Here is a 17,431-nt window from a genome sequence, read left to right on the forward strand (position 1 = left end):
ATAACAATGAATGAAAAAATGTGGCGGATATAACACTTGGTCATTCGTTATTCGAGATCTTAATCACAAATGATATTTATGCAACATGATAATGTTATAATTATATCATTATGTGATTTATTTAACACGAGGGACATTATGGATATAGCAGTTATAGGTTCAAATATGGTCGATTTGATCACTTACACCGATCAAATGCCAAAAGAAGGGGAGACCTTGGAAGCCCCATCATTTAAGATTGGTTGTGGCGGTAAAGGGGCCAATCAAGCTGTTGCCGCTGCAAAGCTAAATTCAAAAGTGATAATGCTAACAAAAGTAGGAGATGATATTTTTGCAGATAATACGATCCGTAATCTCGAATCGTATGGCATCAATACCCGTTATGTTGAGAAAGTACCTTGCACATCCAGCGGTGTTGCACCGATCTTTGTAAATCCTAATTCTGCAAATAGTATTTTGATCGTGAAAGGCGCTAATAAATTCTTATCACCTGAAGATATTGAACGCGCTGCGGAAGATCTAAAAAAATGCAAATTGATCGTATTGCAGTTGGAAGTGCAATTAGAAACGGTTTATCACGCAATTGCTTTTGGTAATAAGCATAATATCCCTGTATTGCTTAACCCAGCACCAGCACAACGGACATTAGATCTCGATTTTGCTTGCCGCTGTGATTTCTTTGTTCCCAATGAAACCGAGTTAGAAATTTTAACCAATATGCCAGTCGATACCATGGATAATATCCGTCGTGCAGCTCAATCATTATTGGATAAAGGATTGAAGAATCTTATCGTCACATTAGGTGAAAAAGGGGCGTTGTGGATGACTCGTGATAGCGAATTACTGATCCCTGCTATTAAAGTGAATGCGATAGATACGAGTGGTGCAGGGGATGCGTTTATTGGTTGTTTCTCTCATTACTATGTCCATACAGGCAATATTGCTGATGCATTGAAAAAAGCCGTACTATTTTCTGCATTTAGTGTAACGGGCAAAGGCACTCAATCTTCTTACCCAAGTATTGAGCAATTTACCGAGTTTGTGCAGCTGAATAGTTAATAAAAAACCAATATCCCTCGTTATTAATGCGGCCGTAGAGCCGCAATAAAACGGATCTACTCTGAATAATTTGAGGTATAGCTAGGTAACAAATGAATGAGGCTAGGGCATATATAAGTATGTGATTAGCGTCGTGAGTGAAGTTAGTAACACTGTAGCTTGAAATATGATGAGTATATTAATAATAAAAAGAAGGGTTACGTAATGAACATCAAAAATATTACTCAGTTACCTGATGGTTATCTGAGTCGGACTCCTATATTCCAATTTATCCTACTGTCGTGCTTATTTCCACTCTGGGGATGTGCTGCGGCACTTAATGACATTTTAATCACACAGTTTAAAAGCGTTTTTGAATTAAGTAACTTTGCTTCTGCATTAGTGCAAAGTGCCTTCTATGGCGGTTATTTCTTAATTGCCATTCCGGCTTCTCTCGTGATCAAAAAAACCAGTTATAAATATACAATTATGATTGGTTTAATTTTATATATTGCGGGCTGCTCAATGTTTTTCCCTGCATCACATATGGCAACTTATACCATGTTTTTAGCTGCAATTTTTGCGATTGCGATCGGTTTAAGTTTTCTTGAAACTGCGGCAAATACTTATAGCTCGATGATTGGGCCAAAACAATATGCAACATTGCGCTTAAATATTAGCCAAACCTTTTATCCTATTGGTGCTGCTGGCGGCATCTTACTTGGCAAATATCTTGTATTTTCGGAAGGCGAAAGTTTGCAAGCTCAGATGGCAAACATGAATCCCGACCAAGTGCATCAATTCCGTTTAGCGATGCTTGAAAATACACTAGAGCCGTATCGTTATATGATCATGGTGTTGGTTGTGGTGATGATCCTATTTTTACTGACTAAATTTCCTAAATGTAAAGTAGCAGAAACTAAAGATCATAAGCGCCCATCAGCATTAGATACTCTGAAATATCTAGCAAAAAATAGCCGCTTCAGAAAAGGAATTATTGCTCAGTTCTTATATGTGGGAATGCAAGTCGCGGTATGGTCATTCACTATCCGTTTAGCACTTGAAATGGGCGATATTAACGAACGTGACGCCTCTAACTTTATGGTATATAGCTTCGCTTGTTTCTTTATTGGTAAGTTTATCGCCAATATATTAATGACTCGCTTTAATGCCGAAAAAGTGTTGATTATCTATTCTGTAATCGGTGCTCTTTTCTTAGCTTATGTCGCCTTCATTCCTAGTTTTACCGCGGTTTATGCAGCTGTATTAGTGAGTATTTTATTTGGACCGTGTTGGGCAACAATCTATGCGGGTACTTTAGATACAGTTGATAATGAACACACTGAAATGGCGGGGGCGGTGATCGTTATGGCAATTGTGGGAGCGGCGTTTGTTCCTGCCGTGCAAGGTTATGTTGCCGACGCACTCCATTCACTGCAACTTTCTTTCCTCGTTTCTATGTTCTGTTTTATCTATGTTGGTATTTACTTTGTTGGTGAGCGCCGCTTCAAAACAAAGAATGCTGAATAACTCTTTTATAACACGGAGCGGGAAAACATGCTTTTATTCCGCTTAGTCCACAACTTCAGGCAGGCTAACCTGCCTTATCGATTAATTAACCGTGAGTATGAAAATGAATACGCTAATTCCACTTCACAAAAGCTTATTTACGGATAGACCAACACTGATCATTAAAAATAACCATTTTACGGCACATGCCTTTCGATATGCTTCGGGTGTTGAAGGTTTAAGAATTGAAAATTCACAGGGCTATCTGACCGTTTTACCATTTCTAGGGCAAATGATTTGGGATGCGGAGTTCTGTGGGCAAAATCTGAAAATGGATAATATGTTTTCAGAGCCTAAACCAGTAAAAACGGTAGTAGAAACCTATGGGTGTTTTGCTTTCCATTCAGGTTTAATTAGTAATGGCTGTCCATCGCCAGAGGATAATCATCCATTACATGGTGAAATGCCTTGTGCAGCGATGGATAGTGCATGGTTATCGTTATCAGCAAACAGCTTACAAGTTTGTGGTAAATATGAATATGTCATGGGATTTGGTCACCATTATCTTGCAGAACCAAGTGTAAAATTAACCACGGATAGCGCGCTATTTGATATTCAAATGTCAGTAACTAACCTTGCATCCGTCCCTATGCCGCTGCAATACATGTGTCATATGAATTACGCCTATGTTGATGATGCACAACTGAGTCAAAATGTGCCTGACACCGCCATTATGTTACGTGAATCTATTCCTGGGCATGTTCATCCAACACCACAGTGGCTAGAGTTTAATCAGGCTATTCAATCAGGTAAAATCACATTGGATCAGCTCAATCAGCCGAGCCTTTGCGATCCCGAAATTGTGTTTTTTATCGATAATTTAGCTCAATACACCCAACACCCTGAATTTCGTATGACATCGCCTGAAGGAACTTCGTTTGTAACGCGTTTCAGTGCTTCAGAGCTTAATTATGCGACTCGCTGGATCCTGTATAATGGTGATCAAAAAGTAGGTGCATTTGTTTTACCTGCAACGTGTCGACCGGAAGGTTTTTTAGCTGCAAAAAATAATCAAACTCTCATTTGGCTTGAGGCAGGAGAAAAGCGGCAGTTTACCGTGACAACAGGGGTTGAAAAATAATATTGTCACCAGCACAGGTACTGTCTGGACCTGTGCTTTTACTGGTATTGTTTGCATTCCTCAATTAAGTCTTGCAAAAGAGGGTTTGCTTCAGTGATAACATAGGTTTGGCACTGTGGATCCATCATAATTGCAATTGTTATATTCGCTTCATGCATATCAGGTAACATTTCCGTCATTAAATAGGTTAAATCCAGCTGTTTTGCTGCAAAATGTGACCATTTCCCCTCTAAATTACGCTCAACATAGGCTTTTGCTGGCCAAACTGGAAACAACAATCGATGATGATCATCTTTGAACGTTACTAGCTCATTGACATCACACAAAGTCCAAACTTCCTGCCAATCGGCAACTTTACCAACAAAATAAAGGTATTTTTGTTGTAAGCTTAGCTCTAGTACATTTTTAATCTGTTTTTGATTTGGGCTAAACATGTTATCTGCTCTGTATTAGACGCTCTAAAAAAGTGACTGATAATTATCAAGAAAATAAACTCTAAAGTTGTTATCTTAGTAACGTTTTAAATAGTTCGCAATGTAACAAATACCATCGAAAAATGTAAAGTATGGCTGTTGAGGGCAGTAAAGTATGATTGACACATTACTCGAAAAATATGCGATCGGGATTACGATCATTACAGTATTTTTAGCCATTTTTATTGTTTTCGAGATGCTCAGTAAAAGGCATAAACACAAACATAAACGTAAAAGCATTTTGATTCATGTTATTCAAACCGCCGTATTATGCGGGATAGTTGTGGTTGCGGCGCAGTATGTTGATATGGCAGCGACCGACTTTGATTTGACCTTTATTTCAACACCATTGGTTAATTTTATAACAGTTGCATTAATTGCCGTTATTCTGATGCGCAAATTATTTCAACTGGCTAACCGGCTTGAAAAAGCGCAAATAAAGAAAGGCAGCGATCCAACATCAGCACGTATCATTGCAAGGGTATTTAAAACGGCAACATTCGTCGTGATCATCTTACTATTTGGTGAACATTTTGGAATGAGCCTGTCAGGATTAATGGCTTTTGGTGGTATAGGTGGTATTGCTATCGGTATGGCGGGTAAAGATATACTGAGTAACTTCTTCTCAGGGATCATGCTGTATTTTGATAGACCTTTTAATATTGGTGATTGGGTAAGTTCTCCAGATAGAAATATTGAAGGGACAGTGGTAGAGATTGGTTGGCGGATCACGAAAATTATTACCTTTGATCATCGACCTCTGTATATTCCAAACTCTGTATTTTCATCGATAAGTGTGGAAAACCCTGGCCGTATGACCAACCGTCGGATCAAAACCGCGATAGGCCTGCGTTATGAGGATGCTGATAAGATAGGCGTCATTGTTAGCGATATTCGCACTATGTTGCAGCAAGACCCTAGCATTGATACAGGGCAAACCTTATTGGTTTACTTTGATGAATTTGCTGATTCATCCTTAAATATCATGGTGTATTGTTTCACTAAAACAACCGTTTGGGCGGAATGGTTAGCAGCACAACAAGGTGTTTATTTAAAGATAATTGATATTGTTAAACAGCATGGCGCTGACTTTGCGTTTCCTTCGCAAACACTGTACATGGAAAAAAACAACTAACGTCCCATTCTTGATAAAATTGCCGACTAATATTCTGATTAAAATCTCAATGTTGGTCGGTGATTTTACTTGATATAACATTTTTCATGTTTAATTCTGTTTTCTTTCAGTGTACGCCTCAATATTTTTATACGATTAACCAGCGGGTTATAAAAGATCATCTGCTTTATAGCGCATCTAATTATTTCTAGGCGTACTGAGCATTCCAATCTTAGTTTCTATCCAGTATATTGTCGGCCTCTTTTCCTCAGCTAACCAAGAGCCAGACTGTTATGCAAAAAATTAATGTGGCATGTAGTCAGGGGGTCGCAATCTACTTTTCGGGGGATTTCCAATGGGTAGATATTCGCGATGCACAGTTAAACAATATTGCTGCCGTTGTGCTATCCGAACAGGATGCCAATCAAGGGCTGTGGAAAAGGGTTGCTGATAGCAAACTCAGTATTCCACTGTTTATCATTAGTGATAAACAGCTCCCTAATGATATTAAAATTCCTCCCTATTTAACGGGAATTTTACCGCCGGCACCTGCTGAGCGTACAGAAAATAGTCGCCAATTATTTGATGCCGCAACGCGCTATCTTGAACAATTATTACCTCCATTTTTTGCACGAATGATGGATTATGCCGCAGGTCATAACGTTACTTTTGCCTGTCCTGGCCATCAAGGCGGGCAATTTTTCCGTCGCCACCCAACGGGCGAACAGTTTTATCAGTTTTATGGGGAAAATTTGTTTCGCACTGATTTATGTAATGCTGATGTGGCGATGGGTGATTTATTAATTCACGAAGGTGCAGCAAAAGAAGCACAGAAATTTGCTGCAAAAGTATTCAATGCAGACAAAACCTATTTTGTACTAAATGGGACTTCCTCATCCAATAAGGTGGTACTTAATGCCTTATTAACACCGGGTGATTTGGTACTGTTTGATCGTAATAATCATAAATCTAACCACCATGGCGCCTTAATTCAGGCGGGGGCAACACCTGTATATTTAGAGACCGCTCGTAACCCGTTTGGTTTTATCGGGGGAATTGATGCACACTGCTTTGAAGAAAGCTATTTGCGTGGACTCATTGATGATGTAATGCCAGAAAAGAGTGCTACTGCGCGCCCATTCCGCTTGGCGGTGATCCAATTGGGGACTTACGATGGCACTGTATATAATGCAAAGCAAGTAGTCGATAAAATCGGTCACCTTTGTGACTACATTTTATTTGATTCAGCATGGGTCGGTTATGAGCAATTCATTCCAATGATGCGTCAATGTTCACCATTATTATTGGAACTGAATGAAAATGATCCTGGCATTATGGTGACTCAGTCGGTACATAAACAGTTAGCAGGGTTCTCTCAAGCATCACAAATTCATAAGAAAGATAATCATATAAAGGGGCAACCGCGTTTTGTGTCCCATAAAAAGCTCAATAATGCATTTATGATGCATGCATCAACCAGCCCATTTTATCCGTTGTTTGCTTCTCTTGATGTCAATGCTCGTATACATCAAGGGGATGCGGGTGAAATGATGTGGATGGAGTGCGTTAAGCAAGGGATTGAGGTGAGAAAAGCGATTATTAACCACTGTAACTATTTCAGGCCATTTATACCTGAACTAGTGGATGATAAGCCATGGCAAACCTATCCAACAGAGCAAATAGCCTCTGATCAGCGCTTTTTTAATTTCATACCTAAACAGCGTTGGCATGCATTTGATGGTTATGCAGAAAATCAATATTTTGTGGATCCATGTAAATTAATGCTCACCACGCCAGGTATTGATGCTCAAACTGGTGAGTATGAAGCTTTTGGTGTTCCTGCCACTATATTGGCGCATTTTTTGCGCGAACATGGCGTGATCCCTGAAAAATGCGATTTGAATTCAATTCTATTTTTACTGACCCCCGCAGAAAGCCAAGAAAAGCTTGATTTATTGGTGATGCATTTGATTCGTTTTGAACAGTTTCTAGATGAAGATGCATTATTAGAGGATGTATTGCCGTCAGTTTATCAACGCTATCAACAGCATTATCAAGGTTATACTCTGCGTCGCTTATGTCAGGAAATGCATCAATTAAGCGTTGAATATAATATTAAACAGCTACAAAAAGAGATGTTTCGCAGGCAGCATTTTCCTACGGTGAAAATGAATCCGCAGCAAGCTCACCTTGAGTTTATTCGTGGCAATGTGGAGTTGTTACCATTATCCGAGTTAGAAGGCCGTATTGCTGCCGAAGGTGCGTTACCCTATCCTCCGGGTGTATTGTGCGTAGTTCCCGGTGAAGTGTGGGAAGGGCCAGTATTGCGTTATTTCCAAGCTTTAGAAGCAGGGATCAATTTACTCCCCGGTTTTGCGCCTGAGTTACAAGGGGTCTATCTTCCAAAAACAGAAGATGGACAAAAGTGTGTTTATGCGCATGTTTTAAAATAATCGTTAGAAATTGCCTACAGCATAAAATAGGTTGTGGGCAATACTTCTTGATAAAAGACATCACTTACGCCTTTATTAGCGCCATTGAAAAGTATAACTTTGAGATGGTTAACAATGCGTTCTCAATAATTTATCTATACACTAAAAATAATGAACCTGTTATTTATGCTTAAAGGTAGGGTGTATGGCAAAAAAAATTATTCTTGATTGCGATCCGGGGCATGATGATGCAATCGCACTTCTCTTGGCCTACGGTAATCCTGAAATTGACTTACTAGCGGTTACCACAGTAGCGGGTAATCAGACTCTGGAAAAAGTAACCCATAATGCGCTAGCTGTGGCTGAAATGGCGAAAATCCAAGGCATCCCTTTTGCTGCGGGAGCTTCTCGGCCATTAGTGCGTGAAATAGAGGTGGCTCCAGATATTCACGGCGATTCTGGTTTAGATGGCCCAAAACTGCCTGAGCCGACATTGATGTTGGAAAGTTGCCATGCTGTCGAGTTAATTATTAAACTTATCATGTCACATCCACCTAAAACCATTACCTTAGTACCAACAGGTGCATTGACTAATATTGCACTTGCGGCAAGGCTTGAGCCCCGTATTGTCGAACGGGTCAAAGAAGTGGTTTTGATGGGGGGCGGGTATCATGTCGGTAATTGGAGCGCTGTCGCTGAATTTAATATTAAGATTGACCCTGAAGCGGCACATATTGTTTTCAATGAAAAATGGCCATTAACGATGGTTGGACTCGACCTAACTCACCAAGCATTAGCAACCCCCGATATTGTCGCGAATATCACCGAGGTGGGAACGGATTGCTCTCAATTTGTAATCGAATTATTAGCGTTTTTTGGAAGGATGTATAAACAGGCTCAAGGTTTCGATGCTCCTCCAGTACATGATCCCTGCGCTGTTGCTTATGTTATTGACCCAACAGTAATGACGACGCAGCGTGTACCGGTAGATATTGAACTAACAGGGACATTAACATTAGGCATGACAGTCGCTGATTTTCGTCATCCTGCCCCCGATGATTGCCATACTCAAGTTGCAGTTAAACTCGATCATGCTAAATTTTGGCAGCTGGTGGTCGATGCATTAAAGAATATTCGATAATTAAGGTAATGATCATGGATCAACAACTAGAAAATATGCCTTATGCTGCATTAATCGAGCGCAGCATGAATTCTTTGCAATATAAAAATCAATTTCATTGCGATAACTGGAAACTTGATGAAGCGAATTGGTCTGTTGATCAAGAGCAGGGGACAATCATATTTCAAGCCCCAGACAATATAGTGGTTACAGCGCCTGTACAAATAACTGGTACTTATGATCAAAACCAAGGTAGCTGGATGTGGGGGTGGGCAAATAGCTCAATTGAAGAGCCGCTTATTCGAGATGCTCTGGCAGTGCAGGAATTTGGTGAGCGCCATGGTTATGAGCCTTTAACTGAAGCAATTTGTGAAATTGATGAAATTGAAGCATGGCAATATGCTGCTTTGGCTTGTGAATTAAATCAGCAACAAGGTGTGTATCGTGGGGTTTCAGGTAATGTATTAATTTTTATGACTTTTGGTGAGGTTTCGGTACGGCGAATGAGTGCTGATTAACACTCCACAATGTTGTATTGTGAAGTGATTTGGCCACGATTTAAATAAGGCGTCCGTAGCGCGAACAGCCGCCTTATTGTCTAAATTTTATAGGTAATATATTTCTCTATTGACGACTTTCAATCTTACCATTAACAATCGTAAAGTTTGGCGCTAGCTCACAGATATTTGAGCCTATATTTGGATAGGTTGTTGTATGTATATAGCAAACATATTTATCCAAATACTTTTTATCTAAGTATTTTAATTGATTTGCTATTCTAGGTTGCATTGCATAGGTTGGATTATGGCAAACTTTATTTTTATCTTTAGCTGCAATATAGTTGCAATAATCTCGGTCAGTATCATCCATTAATTGTTTTAACTGAGTTGCAGAGATCTTTTTTCCTATTTTGAATAGATTACTATTTACCTTTTTCTGAGAAAAACCACGATCCATTGCCTTTTTATCATAAGATAAGAGTCTGTTTTGATGAATGATAGAATTTTTCCTAGAGAATAAATTGGTAATATCGCTATCTGATTTAATTGGATAAAAAGTACCTTCAAAATCATTATTTTCATTTTTAAATTGACATAATTTAGAGTTTTGTGGGCAGTAACTATAGTACAAACAATCATCATAGAGAGCATATACTGCATCTTTCGAGTTGACTCTTTGAGTTTGTGAAAAGGTGGCTGATTGGAAAGCTTGACGTCCTTTACATTTACCATAATCAACAGTAACAGTGACCTCTTTTGCATTATAAGCTTTAAATACACCTACTTTTTTAGGAACAACATGAATTTTGACGACAATGTCACCATATTCAACTTTTTTGTCTTGATAGCTGCTACTATTACTCGAGTCGGATTTACAGTCTAACTTGCCTGTAGGATTATTTTTATTATAATTTGCTATTGAGGTTTTATCACTATGAAAGTTAGTCCTAGCTTTGTTTGATAAACAAACTTGATATTCAAAATATCCATAGTGGTATTGATCGAAGACCATGTCTAAATATAAATCATCTTCTATCTTATGGACATAAATACCACCTGTTCCGCGTAATGCTAGACCTTTAGAATGAAAGCGGTTTTCATTATCTGCATAAATAACCCCGGCAGGTAAGCTTCCCACTCTATCCCACATCAATCTCTTTTCAAGGGTAATATTGTCATCTAGTTCATTTTTTATTAAAACACTAACGTATTGGCTTGCTTCAGCATAGGTATAATGACTTGTAGCCATAAGACATAACAATATAAACTTTAAAAAAAATGTAGGTATTTTCATATTAAACCTTATAAGGAAGATAAAAAATAATTAGAACATTCAGTATGATTGACAAGCAAATTGATGGGCCAAATGGAATAACTTTATCTTTTATTTCGATGATATCGTCTAGGTAACTAATGTTTTTAGTAGAGCATATATTGGCTTTTTTATTAATGATATAGAAAATAATACCAAAAATAGAAGAAAAAATAATGAGATATTGAATATGGAAAATACCACACCATGCACCGCCAACAGCAAATAGTTTATAGTCTCCAAATCCTATAGCATCAATACCACGGAAATATTTAAATAAAAAACCTGTTATAAAAATAATAGTAAATATAACAATTGAGCCAATCACTGATTCCATGATTGTGATAGGTATGAAATTATACCATGCAGAAATAAACCCCAAAATAATTAGAGGTATTGTCATTATATCCGGAATTAAAAAATGCTTTAGGTCAATGAAAAAAATGCAATATAAATAACTAAAAATGACTAAAATACATATAGTTGAATTTATACCATACTGAGGATAGAAAAGTATAAAAACAGATAGGTAAACAACACTGAAAACAGCCTCAGTGATTAAATATTTGATTGAATATCTAGAGCCACAGTGGCGGCATTCACCTTTTCTTAATAACCAGCTAATAATAGGAATATTATCAGTTTTTAATATTTTTTTATTGCAACTAGTACAGTGAGAAGCGGGATAAAATAACGAAATTTTTTCCGGTTTATTTTTATCCTGTAACATTATTATAGGATATCTATAGATCACAACATTGATAAAACTACCAATACAAGCACCTATAATTAAAAATAAAATTGGGTAATACCAAGCTAAGAAAGAATCCATAAATTTACCATTATATATCTACATAGCAGACATTTTAGAAAGTTGATCAGATAATGAAAATAACGCAATAAAGACCCAAATAACGCATCCACCTAGTACCAGTGTAGAAAAACTTTTTAATCCATTGGCTAAACCTTCTATTTTCATTAGAATATTCTTTTTTGTTATTTCTGATACGGAGTTAAGAACATCATAGAATGAGGGTAACGATGAATATAAACTTATATTTAATAATACTTGTTTATCAAATATCCCTGTATTTAAGGCGTCACCATAATTTAAGCCTGTAGACATATTCTTGCTCATAATTGTGACATGATATAAGAGCCACTTATTTGCATTTAATGAAATAATATTCAATGCTTCTTGGATGGGGATTCTGTTTTGTAGCATAGATGCGATGCTTGTCATTAATACAGCGGCATTAACTTTTTTATATATAGAGAACGGAATAACCCTATCCAGTATATCATCTCTTATTTTTCCTTTAACATTAGCTAAAAGGAAATTAATTAAAAAATAAATAACAACAGCGGAAATTAAAATATTAATCCATAACCCATCGACTAAGGATAATCCGAAGTTATAAAGAGAGCTTGTCACACCCGGCCATCGATTTGATGGGAGTACTTTTTCAAATGCAGGGAAAACTTTAACTGAATAACCTGCAATAACCACTAATGATAGGCATATCATAATGATAGGAAATGCTAATGCTTTTTTTATTTTAGCGCTGAGCATATCTTTGTAGGTTATTATATCTATTAGGCCTTCAAAACCTTCCGCTAAGGCACCCGATTTTTCAGAGGAATAAATTAAACTTAATTCTTCTTTAGGTATGTATGGCTCAAAAGCATAGCTAATTGATTCGCCAGATGTCATGCGATTTAATAACGCATCAATTTTTTTTACAAAACTCTTACCTAAAATAGCAAGACCTTCTTCTTTAAGCTTAAGTATTGAATCATAAAGAGGTAGATTAGCTTGTATCATATCGGCACAGAATTTATACATATATAAACGCTGTTTTTTACTGAACTTTCTCAAAAATTACCTCCATATCTTCAGTGCTTAGCTCACCAAATTCATGAGTAAACCACTCGTAACATATATAGCCTTTTATCACAAATGCCATCGTTTTTTCTTTAATAGAAAACCCTTCGCTCATTCCTGGATGAGTAAGGCGTTTCTTTCTCCACAAAATATAAGCTTCAAGCCAATTACTTTTTGAAATGGCAATTAATTCATCTTGTTTTGGTAGCATATATTCGGCAATTAATTTCCTACCTTTGATGCCAGTGTAATTGCAGTATTCACAACCATCATTATTTTTAATATGAATAGAAACGTCTCTATTTAGAATAGGAACTATTTTTGTATTACAACACTTAGGGCACACTAGTGGCATTAGCTTTTGACATTGCAAGCCGGCAATAAAACCGGGGGTAGAAAGCTTATCGCCTGTAATACCTAGAGCACTAAGGCGCTGAAGTAGAGTGACTATGCTACCTGCATGCACTGTCGTAAAACAATAATGTCCACTCTCAACGGCACCAGCTAGTGCATTTGATGAAACGGTATCACGAATTTCACCAATCATTAATACATCTGGATCTCTACGTAATGCAGATTTAATCGCGGCATGAAATCCCCCGCCATTAACGTCAAGCACTGAGCTTTGTTTTGCGCCATATATATAATATTCGACAGGATCTTCAACAGTTAGAAAACAACCTTTATCATCATATCGATTAATTTGTAACCACTCCATGACCGTCTTCAGCGTTGTTGATTTTCCTGAACCGGTTGTACCTGCGATAAAATAAACACCATATGGATTGCTGAGTATTTTTTTGACATCAGAAATTTCTTCAGGCGAAAAGCCTGTTTTATCTAAACTTGGATTAACAACTTTATCAATATCGGCTGAAATAATACGTAATACACAATGATAGCAATCTGCTGACTCACCAAATATAGGGAAGTGGGCATAGCGAAAACGGTATTTTTTCTTATTTAATGTATATAAAATATTAGCACTTTGTGGAACTTGCCTATTCCATGTGGTCTCTTTTGTTGTAGCTTCAACATTATAAAGTACAAAAACAAGTTCATCACATTGTTTGGAGCGCATTTGAGAGTGCAGACGCAGCTCACCATTAATTCTAAACTCTATTTGCGATAGAATATCACCTCGTGTGATATGTAAATCACTCGCTCCGGCAGCAGTAGCTTGAGTGAGAAGCTGCTCCAATTCAAGTTGAACTTTACTTGATTTTGCGATTTTTTTAGCTTTTATTTGTAGTGAATCGCGCTCAATAATCTGGAAATAAATAGGCTCATCTAAAAGTAAAACCCCACAAATTTCAATCTTATTTTTATAGCTTATATAATTAATCTTCTCACGTATGTCATAAAAGTTATTTATATCAAAATCGTAAGAGAGTAAATATGTTGAGTCTTCTTTTTTGGCTAAAATCAGGTTATTCTCAAAAATAGAGAAGTAAAATCCTGACATGTCAAAAAATGGCATATCCTCATCTCTGTGATCAATTAGATTTATCGATTTCACTTTATTTACCTAGTATAACATATTTTCCATTTTGACTTCTTACATAATATTTTTTCCCTGAGTTATCTTTGAATTCCTTATTGAGTCTTACGAATGTTAATTTACCATTCACTGATACACCAAATGTGGTTATGCCTCCGACATCTGAAGAGAGGAGAAGTGTTGGTTTTGTCTCTTTTTGAGGTATGTTTTTTTCACTTTCATATGAATTGTTATCATAATAATCAATATTTTCAGATTCAAATCGGGAATCTGAACTTTTATTTTCATCTTTCAGTTTAGCTATTTCACTTTTTAATTTTTCTATTTCCAACTGATTCTTTAATTTGAGCTTTTGTGTCTCAAATTCCATTGAATCTTCTAAATAAGTTAAAAGTTGTTCTTGATCCAAGGAGACTTGATTACCTTCAGAATTATCTTCATTAGCGGTATAGATTTCTTCTAGTTCCGCGTTACTCAGCTCTTCAGAGGCTGTGAGCGTAGAATTGAAAATCATCAATGTTAGAAATAATGTTTTAGTTATTTTTTGCATATGAATTTACCATTTAATTGAATTATATTGTTAATTTCTGAAGTTTTCTGAAAGCTATCAAACAAAAAATAATCTTTATAGGGTTTTCTTTCCCAAAATGTTTTCATTTTAAATGCATTATCACTGTGTGTTAGGCTGATATTTCCGACCATAAAGCCATAACTATATTGATAATTGGGGTATGTATCCTCTTGAGAGCTAACTGATGACGTTGGCAATGAGGTAATAATTATCTTTTCATTTGGATCATCTTGTAAACTATTATATGAATAAATAAAATTTAATACATTACTGCATGAAGGAGGTGTTATTTTCTCTTCATTATTAAATTTGTTTTTTATTTTATTACCATCTAATTTTGATAGCACTTCGTTATAGGATAATTCATCCGCTGAAAAAGAAGGTTTGTAGCGATCTTTGTAAAAAATCTTTTCCTGTACAGAAAATAATGCTCCTTGCCGTAGCTTATAATTAAAATTACAAGCTGATTGGTTACATTGATATGCATATTCAGTAAAACCAGAACGTTCAATGTTCACTCGACTACGATTGATTTCGTTTAATAATACAACTAATTTATCAATGCTTCCGCCTTCAAATGCCTTTTCATAAAAATTTTCAATGGCTTTTTTTCCAGCTTGCTCCTGCTTTATTTTAAGCTCTTTGGCTATTTTTATTTTCTCTTGCTCTTGATGATGACTATAGTAAAAGTAAGAACAAAGGGATATTGCAATGATAATAATGACCATGGCAATAATTAATATCCTTTTTATTTTTACTGAGTCTTTCCAATTATTAATGATTTCGTTCATATCATCATCCATTTAAAAGATAATCAGCGATAAAAAGAGATATAAGAGAAAAAATCAAAAAAAGCCCTGATATCAAAATTGATAATTGCTTCCTTTTTTTGGAAAAGATCCTCTTTATTAACTCATACTCATCGATTATTTTTGAAAAGTGAGTTTTTGTAAGTTCAACTACCATTAGATTTTTATACGCAGAACTATCAATACCAGAAAGTAAAAAATCCAGCATCTCTCTATTGATAATACAGTCTGTTTCACATGCTACATTACCATTTTTTATTATTAAAAAATAAAATAGTTCAGAATTTTTATCATCTATTTGACAATAATAAATTCCATCGCCATAAATTTCTTGAATATAGATAGCTAGTATTTGATAGCGTTTAATACCTGACGTTACTAAACAGTAATTATCAGAACTTTTACACTTCACCTTAAATTTATTTTTCTGTGAAGGACATAAATTATTTATTTTGTTTTTATCAATCCAAGTATTGTTGATAAATAGGTTACTAGATAAAAGAGTATTTAGAGTTATATTATTCATAATAGCCAGGTTTACTGTTATAGTAATCAATACCAATGACCATGACAGTGGTGTTATTTTTGTTATTACTATTTACAAGGAATGAAAAAACACCAAACTTTGAATCATCACCCATTTCATTAACATCAAATTCACTGACTATACCAATGCTACCTGGACGCATCAGAGAGGTGTTAAACATCTCAACAGAAGACACTGAGGGAAGCATCACTTCATCACCACCTTCATCGAAGGTACTCATACTATCTAGCGTACTTTTTGTGAATCCACTGACAACTTCGATATTTCCGTCAGACATGATCCTTGGAGTGATAATAAAACTCGTTCCTACAGTGACTTTATCAGTCGTAATTTGTGTTTCTAATAGATCTGAATTTGTGCTGATCGCCTTAGACCTGCCCGATACATAATGACGTGAAGTCGTCATATTTAATGGGATCGGAATATTATTTTTAGTTATAAAAGTTCCACTTTGTAATATTTCTTTTCCTGTTAAAGAATATAGTGCATCAAGCTGAGCGCCTAATTTAAATTTGGGGTTTTCTCCGCCACTAAAATTAGATGAGATGTTAATATCTCCAGCTAGTCGATCGAGCATTCCGTTATTAAGACCAATTGTTGTACCACTTTTACTAAATTGAAATCCTAGTTCTGAACCTATTTTGTCAACTTTTGTTTTATCTAAAACATATATCTTATAGCTTACAACAAACTGTTTTGCATTTGATTTTTGATATTCATCAACAATTGATTTTAGTGTTCGATATTCTGAATTTTTTCCTGTGAATGTTAATATCGAAGCATCCTTAAATATAGTATAAATTCCACTTGATATATTGTTTGAATCAAGTTTTTCAATATCACTCCAAAATGAGGAGGTGAACTTAGTCGTAGAGCTACCAGAAAACCCTGAACCAGAAGTTCCTTCATTGGAACTGACATTTAAGCTCGTTTCATATTGGCTATCTTGACCATAAAAATCTAATTTTATAGCGTAATTTTTATATTTGCTAGCTTGCAATATATTTTCATTATTTAACTCTATATTGATATCGTAAAGATTTGAAATGTAAGAGATAAAATCTGATAATTTTCCATCGAATTTTATTCGATGTGTATCTTGAGTATTGTTAGAGTACATATCATCATTATAACTCACATTTTGTTCTGTATTACCATCACTATTAATTTCTGTTAATAGCTTATAGGTTAGCCCTGTTTGTTCTGCTAGCATATTAAGGACGACACTAATGTCTACCGGTGAAAAACTATCGATATTGACTGGTTGCTCTAGTACACGCTTTTGTTCCGGTGTATAGTTAACTTCCTCACCTAAATAGGGTTCATCATATTGAGAAAATGGTTTTTGCTTTGCCTGATTGATGCCTTTAATTTTATCATCAAACTGAAATAAATTATTTTTGCTATATTTCTCAGTATAAAATGAGCTACATCCCTGTAGCAATACGATGCAAAATAAAATTAGTGATTTATTCATTT

General features: G+C 35.9%; 16 protein-coding genes. 7 read left to right on the forward strand and 9 right to left on the reverse strand.

Translation table 11 applies throughout. The features are described 5' to 3' along the window. Positions 1-138 precede the first annotated feature (138 nt). The 3 genes from rbsK (at position 139) to SC428_RS13790 (ending at position 3,688) form a co-directional block, all read left to right on the forward strand. Positions 139-1,059 (forward strand): ribokinase, encoded by a 921-nt coding sequence (gene rbsK, locus SC428_RS13780; protein ID WP_070927248.1) that lies wholly within the window; start codon positions 139-141, stop codon positions 1,057-1,059. A 204-nt stretch (positions 1,060-1,263) separates the two neighbouring features. Continuing rightward, positions 1,264-2,568, forward strand: a complete 1,305-nt coding sequence (gene fucP, locus SC428_RS13785) for an L-fucose:H+ symporter permease (protein ID WP_070927246.1) — start codon at positions 1,264-1,266, stop codon at positions 2,566-2,568. Positions 2,569-2,671: 103 nt separating this feature from the next. Further along, entirely contained in the window at positions 2,672-3,688 is a 1,017-nt protein-coding gene (locus SC428_RS13790) for an aldose 1-epimerase family protein (RefSeq protein WP_070927301.1), read from the forward strand. Positions 3,689-3,726: 38 nt separating this feature from the next. Here SC428_RS13790 and SC428_RS13795 read toward each other — a convergent pair whose 3' ends face one another. Next, entirely contained in the window at positions 3,727-4,122 is a 396-nt protein-coding gene (locus SC428_RS13795; RefSeq protein WP_070927244.1) for a DUF2750 domain-containing protein, read from the reverse strand. 154 nt (positions 4,123-4,276) lie between these two features. On the opposite strand from SC428_RS13795, the gene SC428_RS13800 reads away from it, so the two are divergent. The 4 genes from SC428_RS13800 to SC428_RS13815 all read left to right on the forward strand — a co-directional run bounded on the left by SC428_RS13800 (position 4,277) and on the right by SC428_RS13815 (position 9,345). Continuing rightward, on the forward strand, positions 4,277-5,296 hold the full coding sequence (locus SC428_RS13800; RefSeq protein WP_070927242.1) for a mechanosensitive ion channel family protein: 1,020 nt from the start codon (positions 4,277-4,279) through the stop codon (positions 5,294-5,296). 272 nt (positions 5,297-5,568) lie between these two features. Next, on the forward strand, positions 5,569-7,728 hold the full coding sequence (locus SC428_RS13805; RefSeq protein WP_318708128.1) for an ornithine decarboxylase: 2,160 nt from the start codon (positions 5,569-5,571) through the stop codon (positions 7,726-7,728). Between the two features lie 184 nt (positions 7,729-7,912). Continuing rightward, positions 7,913-8,848 (forward strand): nucleoside hydrolase, encoded by a 936-nt coding sequence (locus SC428_RS13810; protein WP_140178899.1) that lies wholly within the window; start codon positions 7,913-7,915, stop codon positions 8,846-8,848. 14 nt (positions 8,849-8,862) lie between these two features. Beyond that, a complete protein-coding gene (locus SC428_RS13815) occupies positions 8,863-9,345 on the forward strand; it encodes a DUF6882 domain-containing protein (RefSeq protein ID WP_070927238.1) in 483 nt (160 codons plus the stop codon). Between the two features lie 106 nt (positions 9,346-9,451). Here the strand turns inward: SC428_RS13815 and SC428_RS13820 are convergent, their stop codons facing one another. The 8 genes from SC428_RS13820 to SC428_RS13855 all read right to left on the reverse strand — a co-directional run bounded on the left by SC428_RS13820 (position 9,452) and on the right by SC428_RS13855 (position 17,429). Continuing rightward, entirely contained in the window at positions 9,452-10,621 is a 1,170-nt protein-coding gene (locus SC428_RS13820) for a hypothetical protein (protein ID WP_070927236.1), read from the reverse strand. 1 nt (position 10,622) lies between these two features. Further along, positions 10,623-11,471, reverse strand: a complete 849-nt coding sequence (locus SC428_RS13825; protein ID WP_140187248.1) for a prepilin peptidase — start codon at positions 11,469-11,471, stop codon at positions 10,623-10,625. Between the two features lie 18 nt (positions 11,472-11,489). After that, positions 11,490-12,518: a type II secretion system F family protein gene (locus SC428_RS13830; protein WP_070927232.1), complete on the reverse strand. Its 1,029-nt coding sequence runs from the start codon at positions 12,516-12,518 to the stop codon at positions 11,490-11,492. Further along, positions 12,502-13,836: an ATPase, T2SS/T4P/T4SS family gene (locus tag SC428_RS13835; RefSeq protein ID WP_412544688.1), complete on the reverse strand. Its 1,335-nt coding sequence runs from the start codon at positions 13,834-13,836 to the stop codon at positions 12,502-12,504. The genes SC428_RS13830 and SC428_RS13835 overlap by 17 nt, the downstream gene beginning before the upstream one ends. 208 nt (positions 13,837-14,044) lie before the next feature. Beyond that, on the reverse strand, positions 14,045-14,575 hold the full coding sequence (locus tag SC428_RS13840) for a hypothetical protein (RefSeq protein WP_070927230.1): 531 nt from the start codon (positions 14,573-14,575) through the stop codon (positions 14,045-14,047). Next, a complete protein-coding gene (locus tag SC428_RS13845) occupies positions 14,563-15,387 on the reverse strand; it encodes a hypothetical protein (RefSeq protein ID WP_283126249.1) in 825 nt (274 codons plus the stop codon). Before SC428_RS13845 ends, SC428_RS13840 begins: the two co-directional genes overlap by 13 nt. Positions 15,388-15,391: 4 nt before the next feature. After that, positions 15,392-15,931 carry a hypothetical protein gene (locus tag SC428_RS13850; RefSeq protein WP_140178913.1) on the reverse strand — a complete coding sequence of 180 codons (540 nt, stop codon included), beginning with the start codon at positions 15,929-15,931 and terminating at the stop codon, positions 15,392-15,394. After that, the gene (locus tag SC428_RS13855; protein WP_318708141.1) at positions 15,924-17,429 is read right to left on the reverse strand and encodes a type II and III secretion system protein; all 1,506 of its coding nucleotides are present in this window, start codon (positions 17,427-17,429) and stop codon (positions 15,924-15,926) included. The genes SC428_RS13850 and SC428_RS13855 overlap by 8 nt, the downstream gene beginning before the upstream one ends. Positions 17,430-17,431: the final 2 nt, after the last annotated feature.

The organism is Providencia sp. 2023EL-00965 (assembly GCF_033550225.1).
GTDB classification, from domain to species: Bacteria; Pseudomonadota; Gammaproteobacteria; order Enterobacterales; family Enterobacteriaceae; genus Providencia; species Providencia manganoxydans.